This is a genomic window from Marinobacter lacisalsi (assembly GCF_042651045.1).
Taxonomy (GTDB): Bacteria; Pseudomonadota; Gammaproteobacteria; order Pseudomonadales; family Oleiphilaceae; genus Marinobacter; species Marinobacter lacisalsi.
Window position 1 is genome coordinate 251,914 of record NZ_JBHSDI010000012.1, and the last position, 14,358, is coordinate 266,271.

The window sequence follows — 14,358 nt, forward strand, 5'->3', positions numbered from 1 at the left end:
CTGCCTCCCGTGGCGAATGGTCGCCCGGTTGCAGGCAACACCAATGGGCCAAGCGCCCACGATGAGAGAATTACGGAGCGACGATCATGGCGACCACCGATAATGAGGTGAAAGAGCTGATCAAACGGGAATACGAGCACGGTTTCGTGACTGAAATCGAAACCGATTCGTTCGAGCCCGGGCTGAACGAAGATGTCATCCGCCGCCTGTCGGAGATCAAGCAGGAGCCGGAGTTCATGCTCAACTGGCGTCTGAAAGCCTACCGTCGCTGGCTGGAGATGGACGATCCCACCTGGGCGCACGTGGATTATCCGCGGATGGACTACAACGCCATCTCCTACTACTCCGCGCCCAAGAAGAAAGAAGACATGCCCCAGAGCCTGGACGACGTGGATCCGGAGCTGCTGCGCACCTACGAGAAGCTTGGCATTCCCCTGCACGAGCGGGAGAAACTGGCCGGCGTAGCCGTGGACGCGGTCTTCGATTCCGTGTCTATCGGCACCACCTTCAAGGAGCAGCTCGCCGAAGCCGGCGTGATCTTCTGCCCGATTTCCGAAGCGGTGCAGAAGTATCCAGAGCTGGTAGAAAAGTATCTGGGCTCAGTCGTTCCGGCCGGCGACAACTTCTTCGCGGCCCTGAACTCCGCGGTCTTCTCTGACGGCTCGTTTGTATACATTCCCAAGGGCGTTCGCTGCCCGCTGGAGCTGTCCACCTACTTCCGCATTAATGCCGCTAACACCGGCCAGTTCGAGCGTACGCTGATTATTGCCGATGCCGGCAGCCATGTAAGCTACCTGGAAGGCTGCACCGCCCCCATGCGGGACGAGAACCAGCTGCACGCAGCGGTAGTCGAGCTGGTGGCGCTGGACGATGCCCAGATCAAATACTCCACCGTGCAGAACTGGTACCCGGGCGATGAGCACGGCAAGGGTGGCATCTATAACTTTGTCACCAAACGCGGCGCCTGCCGCGGCAAGAACTCGAAAATCTCCTGGACCCAGGTAGAGACCGGCTCCGCCGTCACCTGGAAGTATCCCAGCTGCATCCTGCAGGGTGACAACAGTGTCGGCGAGTTCTACTCGGTGGCCCTGACCCACAACTACCAGCAGGCGGATACCGGCACCAAGATGATCCATCTGGGCAAGAATACGACCAGCACGATCATTTCCAAGGGTATTTCCGCCGGTCGCAGCTCCAACGCCTATCGCGGTCTGGTGAAGTTCCAGCCCGGTGCCGAAGGGGCCCGTAACTATACCCAGTGTGACTCACTGCTGATCGGTGATCAGTGCGGGGCGCATACATTCCCGTACATCGAGAGCAAGAACAAGTCGGCCATTGTGGAGCATGAGGCCACCACCTCGAAGGTGAGTGACGAGCAGATGTTCCTCTGCCGGCAGCGGGGTATCGACCCGGAGCAGGCGGTTTCCATGATTGTGAACGGCTTCTGTAAAGAGGTGTTCAAGGAGCTGCCGATGGAGTTTGCGGTCGAGGCCGGGAAACTGCTTGAAGTGAGCCTGGAAGGGTCTGTTGGCTAATTGATTTGCCTGCTGGCTTGGGTGGAGAGCCAGCAATCGGGAGGGACTTTCCGGGACACGCCGTGGATACGTCCCTGTAGGCTCTTCAAAAACGTCCATGTTTTTGAAGGTCCCGGAAAGTCCCTCCCGATCACTGCCCCCAAACTATTTTCTGGCCTGCTGAGATCTCACAGCGCCAGCTGGGGGATAGACGAGATTGAATTCTGAACGTTTTGACGAGAGAGAATCCGACAAATGCTGAGTATCAAGAACCTGCACGCCTCCGTTGAGGGGAAAGAGATCCTCAAGGGCATCAACCTGGAGATCAAGGCCGGGGAGGTCCACGCGATCATGGGGCCCAACGGCTCGGGCAAGAGTACCCTGTCCCAGGTGCTGGCAGGCAATGAGGCATTTGAGGTGACCTCCGGCGAAGTCACCCTGAACGGTGAAAACCTGCTGGATCTGGAAACCGAGGAGCGGGCACGGGAAGGTATTTTCCTGGCGTTCCAGTATCCGGTGGAAATTCCCGGCGTCAGCAATATGCAGTTCCTGCGCACCGCCGTTAACGCCATGCGCAAGCATCAGGGGCAGGAAGAGATGAACGCTGCCGAGTTCATGAAGCTTGCCAAGAAGGTCTCCCAGCAGGTGGACCTGGATCCGGCGTTCCTCAAGCGTGGTGTTAACGAGGGTTTCTCCGGTGGCGAGAAGAAGCGCAACGAGATCCTCCAGGCCCTGTTGCTGCAGCCCAAGCTGGCGATTCTGGACGAAACCGATTCCGGTCTCGACATCGACGCCCTGAAAGTGGTGTCCGACGGGGTCAATGCCCTGCGCGCGGAAGACCGGGCGATACTGATGGTGACCCACTACCAGCGCCTGCTGAACCACATTGTGCCGGATTACGTGCACGTGCTGGCCGGCGGCCGGATCGTCAAGTCCGGCGGTCGTGAGCTGGCCCTGGAACTGGAAGAGCGCGGCTACAGCTGGCTGGGCATTCAGGAAGACGAAGCAGCAGCTGCCAACTGATCGGGAGGTCGTGGAATGAAACCAGCACCAACGCTTTCCAGCGCCTTCCTGCAACCGGCGGGTGAAGCACTGCCACAACCGCTGCTGGCGCTGCGCAAACAACGGGGTACGGCGCTAGTGGATATGCCACTGCCGACCCGCAAGACCGAGAACTGGAAGTATTCCAGCAAGCATCTGAAGCTGTCCGACGAATTGGCCTCTGGGCTGCCCGCCGGCGGTGCCAGTACCCGCATCGCCGAAGACGGCTACCGGGTGGTGTTCCGCAATGGTGTGGTAGACAGCCAGGCCAGCAACCTCCCACAGGTGGACGGCCTGTCGGTGCAGCGTTTTGCCGACCTGTCCGATGACGAGGCGACTTCCCTGGCCGAGCGCCTGGACAATACCCTGGACAGCAACGCTACACAGATGGCGCGGCTTAACTCCGCCCGCTTCGAGGATGGCCTGCTGATCACCCTGAAACCGGATACAGCGCTGCGCGAGCCACTGTTTATCGTCCATGAGGTTACCGCCACCGCCAGTGGTTCCGCCTACCCGCGGATCTATGTGGATGCCGGCCGCCACAGTCAGATAATCCTGGTGGAGGAATACCTATCCAGCGGCGACGAGTCGGTCATGGTCGATGCCGTCACCGAATTCATGGTGGCCGACGGCGCACAGATCACCAGCATCCGCCTGAACGTGGAAGACCAGAACGTACAGCATATTGGCGCCACCGGTGTCCGCCAGCAGCGGGACTCCCGTTTCGAGAGCCACTGTGTCGGCTTTGGTGGCCCCCTGCGCCGGCACGACCTGCAGTTGCGACTGGAAGGCGAAGGCGCCGAGTGCAAGCTAAACGGCGTGGTGGTTACCCAGGGCAAGCAGCACTACGACAACCACACCTGCATTGAACATATGGTGCCCAACTGCAACAGCGAGGAGACCTACCGGAATATTGCCGGTGATCAGTCCCACGCGGTGTTCAACGGTCGTATTCATATTCACAAAGACGCCCAGAAGTCCAATGCGAATATGAACAACAAGAACCTGTTGCTGTCTACAGGGGCAGAGATAGACACCAAGCCGGAACTGGAAATCTACGCCGATGACGTCAAGTGTGCCCACGGCGCCACCATCGGCCAGCTTGATGAGACGTCGCTGTTCTACCTGGTGTCCCGGGGCATCGACCGTCGCGACGCCAACGTATTGCTGACCATGGCGTTCATCAACGAGCTGGTTTCCCAGATTCCGGTACAGCAGGTTCGCGACAGCGCCAACGAGCGCCTGAACCAGTTCTTTGACGATTCCTTCAAGGAGGCCTGATCCGGCATGACCGATCTCTCCGTGGCAAATAACGCCAGCAAAACCGGCTTTGACGTTGCCGCTGTTCGCCAGGATTTTCCGATCCTGTCCCAGCAGGTGAACGGCAAGCCGATGGTGTACCTGGACAATGGCGCCTCGGCCCAGAAGCCGGTGGCGGTGCTGGATGCCATGGACCGGTATTACCGTGAGATGCACTCCAACGTTCACCGGGGCGCCCATACCCTGGGCGACCGGGCGACGGCAGCCTTCGAAGATGCTCGTGAGACGGTACGTCGGTTTCTGAACGCCGAAAGCGCCCGCCAGGTCATCTGGACCCGTGGCACCACCGAGGCCATCAACCTGGTGGCCAACGGACTGGCGCCGCGCCTGAAAGAAGGTGACGAAATCCTGGTGAGCCATATGGAGCACCACGCCAACATCGTGCCCTGGCAGATGGTGGCGGAGCGCACCGGTGCCAAAGTCGTCCCGATTCAGGTGCACCCGAACGGTGAGCTGGACCTGGACTCGTTCAACAGCCTGCTGGGCGAGCGCACCCGGGTGCTGGCCATTACCCACGTGTCCAATGTGCTGGGCACGGTCAACCCGGTGGCCCCGCTGATCGAGCAGGCCAAGGCACAGGGCGTGATCACCGTGGTGGATGGCGCTCAGGCGGTGCCCCACTTCAAGCCGGACGTGCAGGCCCTTGGCTGCGACTTCTACGCCTTCTCATCGCACAAGCTGTTCGGACCCACCGGCATTGGTGTGTTGTACGGCAGGGAGCAGCTGCTTGAGGAGATCCCCCCCTACCAGGGCGGTGGCGAAATGATTGAGCGTGTCTCCTTCGAGCGGACCACCTGGAACACCCTGCCCTACAAGTTTGAGGCAGGCACCCCGGCGATTGCCGAAGCCGTGGGTCTCGGTGCTGCCATTGACTACCTGGACAGCCTGGACCGGCCGGCCATGGAGGCCTCGGAAAAGGCCCTGCTGGCGCGTGCCAATGAACTGGTCGAGACGGTTCCGGGGATGAGCGTGATCGGTACCGCGCCCAATAAAGTGCCGGTTATGTCCTTTAAAATCGAAGGCCTGCACCCCAGTGATATAGGGACGCTGCTGGACCAGCAGGGTATCGAGATCCGCACTGGCCACCATTGCGCCATGCCGCTGATGGATTTTTACGGGGTTCCCGGCACCGCCCGGGCGTCCTTTGCGTTCTACAATACGCTGGAAGAGGTGGACCAGTTGTTCACCGGTCTGCAGAAGATCCAGCGCCTTTTTGCCTGACGGAGGTGGAACCATGACAGCTGAAACCTTCACTCCGGCCGCCGGGGTCACCATGACCCCGAGCGCCGTAGAGCATGTGCGCAAGCAGCTGGCGAAAAAGCCGGAAGCCAGGGGCATTCGTCTTGCTATCCGCAAGAGCGGCTGCTCCGGTTTCAAATACGAAACCCATTGGGTCGAGGCACCGGAAGCCGACGACGAGGTGTACTCCGTGGATGGCGTGGATATCTACGTCCGGAAAGAGCACCTGCCCATGGTTAATGGCATCGAGATCGACTTTGTGACCCAGGGTGTCAACTCCATGTTCGAGTTCCGCAACCCCAACGCCACCGCCGAGTGTGGTTGTGGTGAGAGTTTTACGGTGGCTTGACGAATTGATTGGCCACGAAATCCACAGAATGACACGGAAAGAAAAAAGGAAAAACTTTAGCCACTAAACCCACTAAAAGACTCGAAAATAACAGGTTGAAAACCCAGAATCTTTGTCTTTAATTTCGTGTTCTTTCGTGGATTTAGTGGCCAATAACGCCTTTATCCTTTGCTTTTCCGTGTTCTTCCGTGGGTTCCGTGGCAAAAAAGAGAGCTTTAGAAAAGGCTGATTCAGCATGCAAGAACGGGAAGTGGTCCTGACCAAACGTGAGGTGGAAGCCCGCATTGTGCCCTCCGGCACGGAAATCATGATTCCGTCGGACACTTTTGTGACGATCACCCAGTCATTGGGCGGCAGCTTTACGGTGGCGGTGAACGGCAACCTGGCCCGCATTGAAGGCCATAACGCCGATGCCCTGGGCAAGAAGCCCATGGAGAGCAGCTTCGAGACACCTGCCGATGGCACCGTCAACGAGAACCAGGTATGGGAAGCCCTGCGCAACTGCTATGATCCGGAAATTCCGGTAAACGTGGTGGACCTCGGGTTGATTTACCAATGCCGCATCGAGAACGGTACCGAGGAAGGCAACCAGGTCTACATTCGCATGACGCTGACAGCCGCAGGTTGTGGCATGGGACCGGTGATCACCGATGATGTTAAGCTCAAGGTCGAGCATGTGCCCAACGTCGACAAGGTCACCGTGGAACTGACCTTCGACCCGCCCTGGAGCAACGACATGCTGACTGACGAAGCCAAGCTTGAACTGGGGATGCTATGACCGCCAGCGAACAGCAGTTTCTCGACAATCCCCTGGGCAGGGACACCACCCTGGACGATGTGGTTGATGCCTTTGAGCTTCTGGATGACTGGGAAGATCGCTACGCCTACATTATTGATCTGGGCAAGCAGCTACCGGACTTTCCGGATGATGAACGAGTGGAAGACAACTATGTTCACGGTTGCCAGAGTCAGGTCTGGTTGATTAACCACTTCGACGAGAGTAGCAACCGGCTGTACCTGCTGATTGATTCAGACGCCATGATCGTGCGCGGCCTGGCCGCTATCATCTTGGTGGCCCTGAATGGCAAGACGCCCCGCGATCTGCTGACAACGGATGTGGACGAACTGTTCGAACAGCTGGACCTGTTCCGCCACATTTCCCCAACCCGGGGTAACGGGCTGAGGGCCATGGTGGGCAAGATCCGCGACATCGCGGCAAAAGAAGTAACAGCCTGACCTTTACCGGGCGCTGACTACCAGCCCGGGCCGCCAGTGAGGCGGCCCGGCACCTCAACCCTTTCCTTTCCAGCCGTCTTCCCGCAGCACTGACCCCACATCCAGCACCGGGGATGCATCAAGGTCGTCCGCATCCATCATATTCGCAACACGCTGCAGCGACGCCACAATCATGCTCTGCTCCCATTGATCCAGATTCTGGAACTTGCGGATGAAGTTGTCCTGCAGGGGCAGCGGCGCACGGCCCAGCAGTTCAGCGCCATCATCCGTCAGATGGGCATGGACCTTACGTTTGTCGCGGGTACTACGCACCCGATAGACCAGGTTACGGTGTTCCAGCCGGTCAAGGATGGTGGTGACCGTAGCCTGACTGAGGCTGACATGGTCGGCAATGGTGCCAATGGTCACCTCGCCCAGATCCCGGATCGTGCGCATGATGAGCAACTGCGGGCCTGTCAGGCCAACGTGCTTGCTCAGTTGCTTGGAGTGGAGGTCAGTGGCACGAATGACCCGGCGCAGGGCGACCAGCACCTGCTCATAACTCTTACCGTCAGCCTGCGAGGCTATTGCATCGCCTTGGCGCTCTTTCAGGTTGGACATGTTTTAACAACACCATTTGTTTATACCACTAACTATTAGAGGTCTTTACGCCATGAAAAGCAAGTACGGCCTACCCCCTACCTGTATTTTCCATCGCACGGGAGCAGCCTCTTCCATGGCCCTGTAAAGCTGCGGCAGAGCACGACGGGCACAGGTACGCCACCCGCAGGTTATGCTATGGTTCGCATCAGGTTTCCACCCGACTTACAGGAATTGCGATGCACCAGATACCCTCCCTCCGAGCTTGCCTGCTGGCACTGCTGCTTGTTCTGCCAGTCATTGCCGAGGCACAACCCACCGGAGAAGAACGAGGCGGCCCCACGGCAGAGGATGTGGAGAAAGAGATCCCCGAGCTTGAGAAGTCCATGTACACGCCATTCGTGGAACTGTACCTGCTGGAAGAAACCAAGGCCCTGCGGACCGAGATGCAGAACACCCGCGCGGAACTCATCGAAAAGGTGGTGGACAAGGAACTGTCCGTGGCAGACAAGACCATGTCCTATGCCACCGATACCGTGACCTATTTCTTCTACCTGATCGCCGGTGCCACTTCTATCCTGGTGGTGATCGGCTGGAATTCGATTCGTGACATGCGCAATCAGCTCACCAGCCTCGCAGAGAAGCGGGTGAACGAACTGGTGGTGGAATACGAGAACCGTCTTGAGTCCATCGAGGAACAGCTGCAACAGAAATCCGACATCATCCACCAGAACCAGGCAGAGATCGAACGCACCAACGAGGTGCATTCCCTGTGGCTGAAAGCCAGCCAGGAAACCTCCCAACAGAACAAGATCAGCGCCTACGACCGCATTCTGGATCTTCGCCCGGACGATGTGGAAGCCCTGAGTTTCAAGGCCGATGCGGTACTGGAAATGCAGGAACCGCTGTGGGCCATCAGCCTTTGTCAGCGGGCACTGAAGCTGGACCCCCAGAACGGCCACGCTCACTATCAGCTTGCCTGTGCCTATGCCGAGATCGGCCGCTGGGATGATGCCGTGGCCAACCTCGCCACGGCGGTGGAAATCTCCGACGCCTACCGCGACGACGCCTCGGTGGATCCGAGCTTTTCCAGGCTTCAGGATCACCAGGCCTTCCGCGACCTGATCTACCCGGAAGAGTCCGACCCGGAACAGGAGGAGACCTGAGCAGGTCATCATATGGACGATCAGCACTAAGGATGGCGCGGCTCTTGCTACCATTTCGCATCATCGGGAAATCACCACGGATCGTCTGCGATATTTTGCCCAAAGCCATCGAAAAATGATTCTTAATATCACATAATCCGGCATCGTCCGGTGCAAAAGGAGGCAGGCAACCGGGAAAAATGGGATCAGCGACCGGTATCGGCAACATGCCAACCAGCTGTTCCCGGGCGTCCTTGACAGGGAAGATCAGGTGGTGTTTGTTTAATCCGTTGTCAATAAAGAAAAAATCATAACTGGCAGGAGCTTCACATGATCAAGAACTTCACGAAACTTGCCCTGGCGACCGGCGTTACCGCCGCCATCGCCGTTCCCGCAGCTGCGCTGGCAGAGATACAGATCGGTATAGCGGGCCCCATGACCGGGCCTGTCGCCCAGTACGGCGATATGCAGTTTGCCGGCGCCCGCATGGCCATCGAGCAGATCAACGCCAATGGTGGCGTGGATGGCGAAATGCTGAAGGCCGTGGAAATGGACGATGTGTGCGACCCAAAACAGGCCGTTACCGTAGCCAACAGCATGGTCAATGACGGCGTCAGCTTTGTGGTGGGCCACCTCTGCTCCAGCTCGACCCAGCCTGCCTCCGATATCTACGAGGATGAAGGCATCCTGATGATCACGCCGGCATCCACCAGCCCTGCCATTACCGAGCGTGGTTACGAGCTGGTGTTCCGCACCATCGGCCTCGATAGCATGCAGGGCCCGGTGGCGGCCAATCACCTGATCGCTCAGGATCCCCAGCGCGTCGCAGTGATTCACGACAAGCAGCAGTACGGTGAAGGCATTGCAACCGCCGTCCGCGATACCCTGGAAGATGCCGACGTCAACGTGGTGATGTTTGAAGGTATCACCGCCGGTGACAAGGATTTCTCATCGCTGGTCACCAAACTCAAGCAGGCCGATGTCGATTACGTCTACTATGGCGGCTACCACCCCGAGCTGGGGCTGATTCTGCGTCAGGCACGCCAGGCGGACCTGGATGCCACGTTCATGGGACCTGAAGGGGTCGGCAACAAGGACATCAACACCATTGCCGGTGAGGCCGCCGAAGGCCTTCTGGTCACCCTGCCGCCGAGCTTTGACCAAAAGGCGGAAAACCAGGAACTGGTAAAGGCATTCGAGGAAAAGGGTGAGGATCCGTCCGGCCCGTTCGTACTGACCTCCTATACCGCCGTGCAGCTGATCGCCGAAGGCATTGAACAGGCCGGTTCCACCGACCCGTTCGAGGTCGCCGAAGCCCTGCGCGAAGGGTCCTTTGAAACGCCCATTGGTACCGTCAGCTACGACGACAAGGGTGACATGGAATCCTTCGAGTTCGTGGTTTACGAGTGGCACGCTGACGGCAGCAAGACGCCCGTCAACCAGTAATCCTTAACCCGAAGTGACCTCCCCGGGGGCGTGTCCGGCCCCGGGGAGGTCACTTGCGTGTCAGGTTGGCGGAGAATTCCTTCCATGCAAGACCTGCTTTATTTCTGTCAGCAGCTGATCAACGGACTGACCATCGGCAGCACCTATGCCCTGATTGCCATCGGCTACACCATGGTTTATGGCATCATCGGCATGATTAACTTCGCCCACGGCGAGATTTACATGATCGGCGCCTACACCGCGCTGATTGCCATCACCGGTCTGGCCACCCTGGGCATCGCCTGGTTGCCGCTGGTGCTTCTCATCGCGCTGATCTGCGCGGTCATTGTGTCCAGTTCCATGGGCTGGGCGGTGGAGCGGGTCGCCTACCGGCCGGTTCGCGGTCGGCATCGCCTGATTCCGCTGATTTCCGCCATCGGTATGTCTATCTTCCTGCAGAATTATGTCCATCTGGCCCAGGGTTCCCGCAACATCGGTTTCCCGGCGCTGATTGAAGGTGGCTTCCAGTTTGGCAGCGATGATAGCTTCCAGATGTCCCTTTCCTGGATACAGATCGTCATCTTTGTCACCACCTTTATCTGTATGACGGCCCTGTCGGTGTTTATTTCCCGTTCCCGGATCGGACGTGCCTGCCGGGCCGTGTCCCAGGATCTGGGCATGGCCAACCTGCTGGGCATTGATACCAACCGCATCATCTCCGCCACCTTTGTGATCGGCGCCGCCCTGGCAGCCGTTGCCGGCCTGTTGCTGGGCATGTACTACGGCTCGGTGGACCCCCTGTTTGGCTTTATCGCCGGCCTGAAAGCCTTTACCGCTGCGGTTCTCGGTGGCATTGGCAGTATTCCGGGCGCCATGTTGGGCGGATTGATACTGGGTATCGCAGAGGCCATGACCTCCGGCTATCTCAGTGGTGAGTACAAGGACGTGATTTCCTTCAGCCTGCTGATTCTGATCCTGCTGTTCAAGCCCACCGGGCTGCTGGGCAAACCGGAAGTGGAGAAGATTTGATGGTCGTCCAAAACTTCCGACACGCTTTCTTTTGTGCCGTCATCACACTGATCATTGCCTGGCCGATTCTGGGCTTCAAGCTTGTCGCCGAGGGGACGCAGATCACCGTTACCGGCGCCAGTGCCTTTACCTGGATTGCCGTGGCCGTCGCCGCCATGGTGGTATTCCTGTTCCAGCTGCTCCGTGACCGGATCATGAGTGGCTTCGGTGGCCTGGCGGAGCTCAACCCCATGGCCAACCGGGCTCCCATGCCCCAGGAAAAGCGCGTTCGCCTGGAGAATATTGGCCTCGGCATCCTGATCGCGATTGCACTGATCTGGCCATTCTTTGTCTCCCGGGGCTCAGTGGATCTGGCCACCCTGGTGCTGATCTACATCATGCTGGCGCTGGGCCTGAACGTTGTGGTGGGCCTCGCGGGCCTGCTGGACCTGGGTTACGTGGCCTTCTACGCAGTGGGAGCCTATACCTTTGCCCTGCTCTCCAACTACTGGGGTTTCTCCTTCTGGATGGCCCTGCCCATCGGTGCCCTGCTGGCGGCCCTGTTCGGCCTGGTGCTGGGTTTTCCGGTGCTACGGTTGCGAGGGGACTACCTGGCCATTGTCACCCTGGGCTTCGGCGAGATTATCCGCATCCTGCTGAACAACTGGACCAGCGTCACCGGTGGCCCCAACGGCATTGGCGGCATACCTGATCCGACCCTGTTCGGCATGGAATTTGGTCGGCGGGTGAAAGAGGAGGGTAATACCTCCTTCCATGAAACCTTCGGCATCGCCTATGCCGGCGAACACAAGGTCATCTTCCTTTACCTGATCGCATTGGTGCTGGCCATCTTCACGGCTTTTGCCATCCGCCGGCTGATGCGCATGCCGGTGGGTCGCGCCTGGGAAGCCCTGCGGGAGGACGAAATTGCCGCCCGCTCCCTGGGCCTCAGCCGCACCGGGGTCAAGCTGTCAGCGTTCACTATCGGCGCCTTCTTTGCAGGTTTCGCCGGCACCGTATTCGCCTCCAAGCAGGGGTTCATCAGTCCGGAATCATTTGTGTTCCTGGAGTCCGCCATCATCCTGGCCATTGTGGTTCTGGGGGGCATGGGATCCCAGATGGGGGTCATCCTGGCGGCTATCGCGGTCACCATCCTGCCGGAACTGGCACGGGAGTTTTCCGAATACCGCATGCTGATCTTCGGTGCCGCCATGGTGCTGATGATGGTGTGGAGGCCCCAGGGCCTGCTTCCCATGCGACGCCGGAACATCAAACTCAAGGCGGGGGAATAAACGTGTTAGAAGTACAGAACCTGTCGATGCGTTTTGGTGGCCTGCTGGCGGTGGATCAGGTCTCACTGGATGTACAGGAACATGAGATCGTCTCCATCATCGGTCCCAACGGTGCGGGCAAGACCACCGTTTTCAATTGCATGAGCGGTTTTTACAAACCCACTGGTGGCAAGATTCTGCTGGAAGGCCGGGAGATTCAGGGCAAGCCGGACTTCAGGATCTCAAGGATGGGCCTGGTGCGCACCTTCCAGCATGTGCGGCTTTTCGGCCGCATGACGGTAGTGGAAAACCTGATGGTGGCACAACACCGACACCTCAACACCAATCTGCTGTCCGGCCTGATTGCAACGCCCAATTACCGGGCCCGGGAGCAGAAAGCCCTGGACCGGGCCGCCTACTGGCTGGAAAGAGTCGGTCTGATGGAGATGGCAAACCGTGAGGCAGGCAACCTGGCCTATGGCCAGCAGCGACGTCTGGAAATTGCCCGCTGCATGGTCACCGAACCCCGGCTGCTGATGCTGGATGAGCCTGCGGCCGGCCTCAACCCGGCAGAAACCCGTGAGCTGGACCAGCTGATCATCAGCCTGAAAGAAGATTACAACGTATCCGTGGTGCTGATCGAACACGACATGAGCCTGGTTATGGGCATATCCGATCGTATCAACGTGATCAGCCAGGGCCGTCCGCTGGCTCAGGGAACACCGGACGAGATCCGCAACAACGACGACGTTATCAAAGCCTACCTGGGAGAAGCCTGACCCATGCTGTTACTGGAAGATGTTCATACCCACTACGGCAAGATCGAGGCGCTCCATGGCGTGTCCGTCGAGGTAAAACAGGGGGAGATCGTCTCCCTGATCGGTGCCAATGGCGCTGGCAAGACCACCCTGCTGATGACCGTGTGTGGCACTCCCCAGGCGACATCGGGCCGGGTCCTCCTGGAGGGCCGGGATATCACCCGGCTGCCCACCGCAGACATCATGCGCTCTGGCATCGCCATCGTCCCCGAGGGGCGTCGCGTCTTCTCGGGCCTGACCGTGGAAGAGAATCTCTTCATGGGGGGCTTCTTCAATTCGCGGGCGGATAACCAGAAAGGCATCGAACACGTCTACGAGCTGTTCCCGCGCCTGAAGGAGCGGGAACATCAACGGGCCGGCACCATGTCAGGCGGTGAGCAGCAGATGCTGGCCATCGGCCGGGCGCTGATGAGTAGACCGCGGATGATGATCCTGGATGAACCGTCCCTGGGACTGGCCCCTCTGGTGATCAAACAGATCTTTGAGATCATCGGAAAGTTGCGGGAGGAAGGTATCACCGTGTTCCTGGTGGAGCAGAACGCCAACCAGGCACTGCAGCTTGCCGACCGTGGCTATGTCCTGGAGACAGGTCGCATCAGGCTTCAGGATACCGGAGCAAACCTCCTGGCCAACCCCGACGTCCAGGCTGCCTATCTCGGTGGATGAGAAACGGTCGTTATTTCTTCCGGAATATCAACGATCAAGCTTGGCGTTTGGACAGTCTGGACTATACTGTTCCAGGAACAGTCAGGGTTCCGGACGAGGAGCCTGCGCGGCAGATAGTCAACCGCGCAGACTACTGTACCTTACGAATGCAGGCTCCTGGAGAGCCCATTCGGCAATGAGCGACGCAAAACGATAATCAAGGAGCAGAACATGAAAAAACTGATTGCAGGTGCCATTCTACTCGGTGCATCCAGCATGGCTTTCGCACAGCCAGGATGTGGTGTCGGTGCCATGGTCTGGAAAGGACAGTCCGGCATCGCCCCGCACGTGTTGGCAGCAACCACCAACGGTATTTTCGGTAACCAGACGTTTGGCATGACGACCGGCACACTCGGCTGTCAGACCAACGAATCCGTCCAGTCCATGGCCATGTACATGGACAGCAACATCGACAAGGTTGCCCGCGATATGTCTCGCGGTTCCGGCGAGAACCTGGAAACCCTGGCGGTCCTGCTGGGCGTGGATGAGTCCGATCGGGGCGAGTTCAGCCAACTGCTGCAGGATAACTTTGCATCTATCTTCCCGGATGCTGATACCACCTCTGATCAGGCAGTAGATGCCATTGTGGCACTGCTCGAGCAGAACGAGCGTCTGAGCAAGTACGTAGCCTGATACGTCGATGCTCTCCGACGGTCCGCCCCCCCGGGGCGGGCCGTCAATCTCCCGGATCCACTGCCTGCACTGCAG

15 protein-coding genes are annotated in these 14,358 nt (G+C 58.8%); 14 read left to right on the forward strand and 1 reads right to left on the reverse strand.

Going from position 1 to position 14,358, the window contains the following annotated elements; all coding sequences use genetic code 11:
• Nucleotides 1–86: 86 nt before the first annotated feature.
• The 7 genes from sufB (at nt 87) to ACFOZ5_RS09705 (ending at nt 6,699) form a co-directional block, all read left to right on the forward strand.
• Nucleotides 87–1,535: a Fe-S cluster assembly protein SufB gene (gene sufB, locus ACFOZ5_RS09675; RefSeq protein ID WP_379886842.1), complete on the forward strand. Its 1,449-nt coding sequence runs from the start codon at nt 87–89 to the stop codon at nt 1,533–1,535.
• Nucleotides 1,536–1,769: 234 nt separating this feature from the next.
• Nucleotides 1,770–2,537, forward strand: coding sequence for a Fe-S cluster assembly ATPase SufC (gene sufC, locus ACFOZ5_RS09680; RefSeq protein WP_379886843.1), 768 nt, complete (start codon nt 1,770–1,772; stop codon nt 2,535–2,537).
• Nucleotides 2,538–2,552: 15 nt separating this feature from the next.
• Nucleotides 2,553–3,836: a Fe-S cluster assembly protein SufD gene (sufD, locus tag ACFOZ5_RS09685; protein ID WP_379886845.1), complete on the forward strand. Its 1,284-nt coding sequence runs from the start codon at nt 2,553–2,555 to the stop codon at nt 3,834–3,836.
• A gap of 6 nt (nt 3,837–3,842) precedes the next feature.
• On the forward strand, nt 3,843–5,096 hold the full coding sequence (locus tag ACFOZ5_RS09690; protein ID WP_379886846.1) for an aminotransferase class V-fold PLP-dependent enzyme: 1,254 nt from the start codon (nt 3,843–3,845) through the stop codon (nt 5,094–5,096).
• A gap of 13 nt (nt 5,097–5,109) precedes the next feature.
• The gene (locus ACFOZ5_RS09695) at nt 5,110–5,463 is read left to right on the forward strand and encodes a HesB/IscA family protein (protein WP_379886847.1); all 354 of its coding nucleotides are present in this window, start codon (nt 5,110–5,112) and stop codon (nt 5,461–5,463) included.
• A 235-nt stretch (nt 5,464–5,698) separates the two neighbouring features.
• Nucleotides 5,699–6,241 (forward strand): putative Fe-S cluster assembly protein SufT, encoded by a 543-nt coding sequence (gene sufT, locus ACFOZ5_RS09700; RefSeq protein WP_379886848.1) that lies wholly within the window; start codon nt 5,699–5,701, stop codon nt 6,239–6,241.
• Entirely contained in the window at nt 6,238–6,699 is a 462-nt protein-coding gene (locus ACFOZ5_RS09705; RefSeq protein ID WP_379886849.1) for a SufE family protein, read from the forward strand. The genes sufT and ACFOZ5_RS09705 overlap by 4 nt, the downstream gene beginning before the upstream one ends.
• 54 nt (nt 6,700–6,753) lie before the next feature.
• Here ACFOZ5_RS09705 and ACFOZ5_RS09710 read toward each other — a convergent pair whose 3' ends face one another.
• Nucleotides 6,754–7,299 carry a MarR family winged helix-turn-helix transcriptional regulator gene (locus tag ACFOZ5_RS09710; RefSeq protein ID WP_379886851.1) on the reverse strand — a complete coding sequence of 182 codons (546 nt, stop codon included), beginning with the start codon at nt 7,297–7,299 and terminating at the stop codon, nt 6,754–6,756.
• 218 nt (nt 7,300–7,517) lie between these two features.
• Here ACFOZ5_RS09710 and ACFOZ5_RS09715 point away from each other — a divergent pair, with 218 nt between their 5' ends.
• The 7 genes from ACFOZ5_RS09715 to ACFOZ5_RS09745 all read left to right on the forward strand — a co-directional run bounded on the left by ACFOZ5_RS09715 (nt 7,518) and on the right by ACFOZ5_RS09745 (nt 14,283).
• The gene (locus ACFOZ5_RS09715; protein WP_379886852.1) at nt 7,518–8,444 is read left to right on the forward strand and encodes a tetratricopeptide repeat protein; all 927 of its coding nucleotides are present in this window, start codon (nt 7,518–7,520) and stop codon (nt 8,442–8,444) included.
• A 309-nt stretch (nt 8,445–8,753) separates the two neighbouring features.
• Nucleotides 8,754–9,869 carry a branched-chain amino acid ABC transporter substrate-binding protein gene (locus ACFOZ5_RS09720; RefSeq protein WP_379886853.1) on the forward strand — a complete coding sequence of 372 codons (1,116 nt, stop codon included), beginning with the start codon at nt 8,754–8,756 and terminating at the stop codon, nt 9,867–9,869.
• Between the two features lie 84 nt (nt 9,870–9,953).
• Nucleotides 9,954–10,877, forward strand: coding sequence for a high-affinity branched-chain amino acid ABC transporter permease LivH (gene livH, locus ACFOZ5_RS09725; RefSeq protein ID WP_379886854.1), 924 nt, complete (start codon nt 9,954–9,956; stop codon nt 10,875–10,877).
• Nucleotides 10,877–12,148, forward strand: a complete 1,272-nt coding sequence (locus ACFOZ5_RS09730) for a high-affinity branched-chain amino acid ABC transporter permease LivM (RefSeq protein ID WP_379886855.1) — start codon at nt 10,877–10,879, stop codon at nt 12,146–12,148. Before livH ends, ACFOZ5_RS09730 begins: the two co-directional genes overlap by 1 nt.
• A 2-nt stretch (nt 12,149–12,150) precedes the next feature.
• Nucleotides 12,151–12,906, forward strand: coding sequence for a high-affinity branched-chain amino acid ABC transporter ATP-binding protein LivG (livG, locus tag ACFOZ5_RS09735; protein ID WP_379886856.1), 756 nt, complete (start codon nt 12,151–12,153; stop codon nt 12,904–12,906).
• 3 nt (nt 12,907–12,909) lie between these two features.
• Nucleotides 12,910–13,611 (forward strand): ABC transporter ATP-binding protein, encoded by a 702-nt coding sequence (locus ACFOZ5_RS09740; protein ID WP_379886857.1) that lies wholly within the window; start codon nt 12,910–12,912, stop codon nt 13,609–13,611.
• A 210-nt stretch (nt 13,612–13,821) separates the two neighbouring features.
• On the forward strand, nt 13,822–14,283 hold the full coding sequence (locus tag ACFOZ5_RS09745; protein ID WP_379886858.1) for a DUF3015 domain-containing protein: 462 nt from the start codon (nt 13,822–13,824) through the stop codon (nt 14,281–14,283).
• The last annotated feature ends 75 nt before the right edge of the window (nt 14,284–14,358 follow it).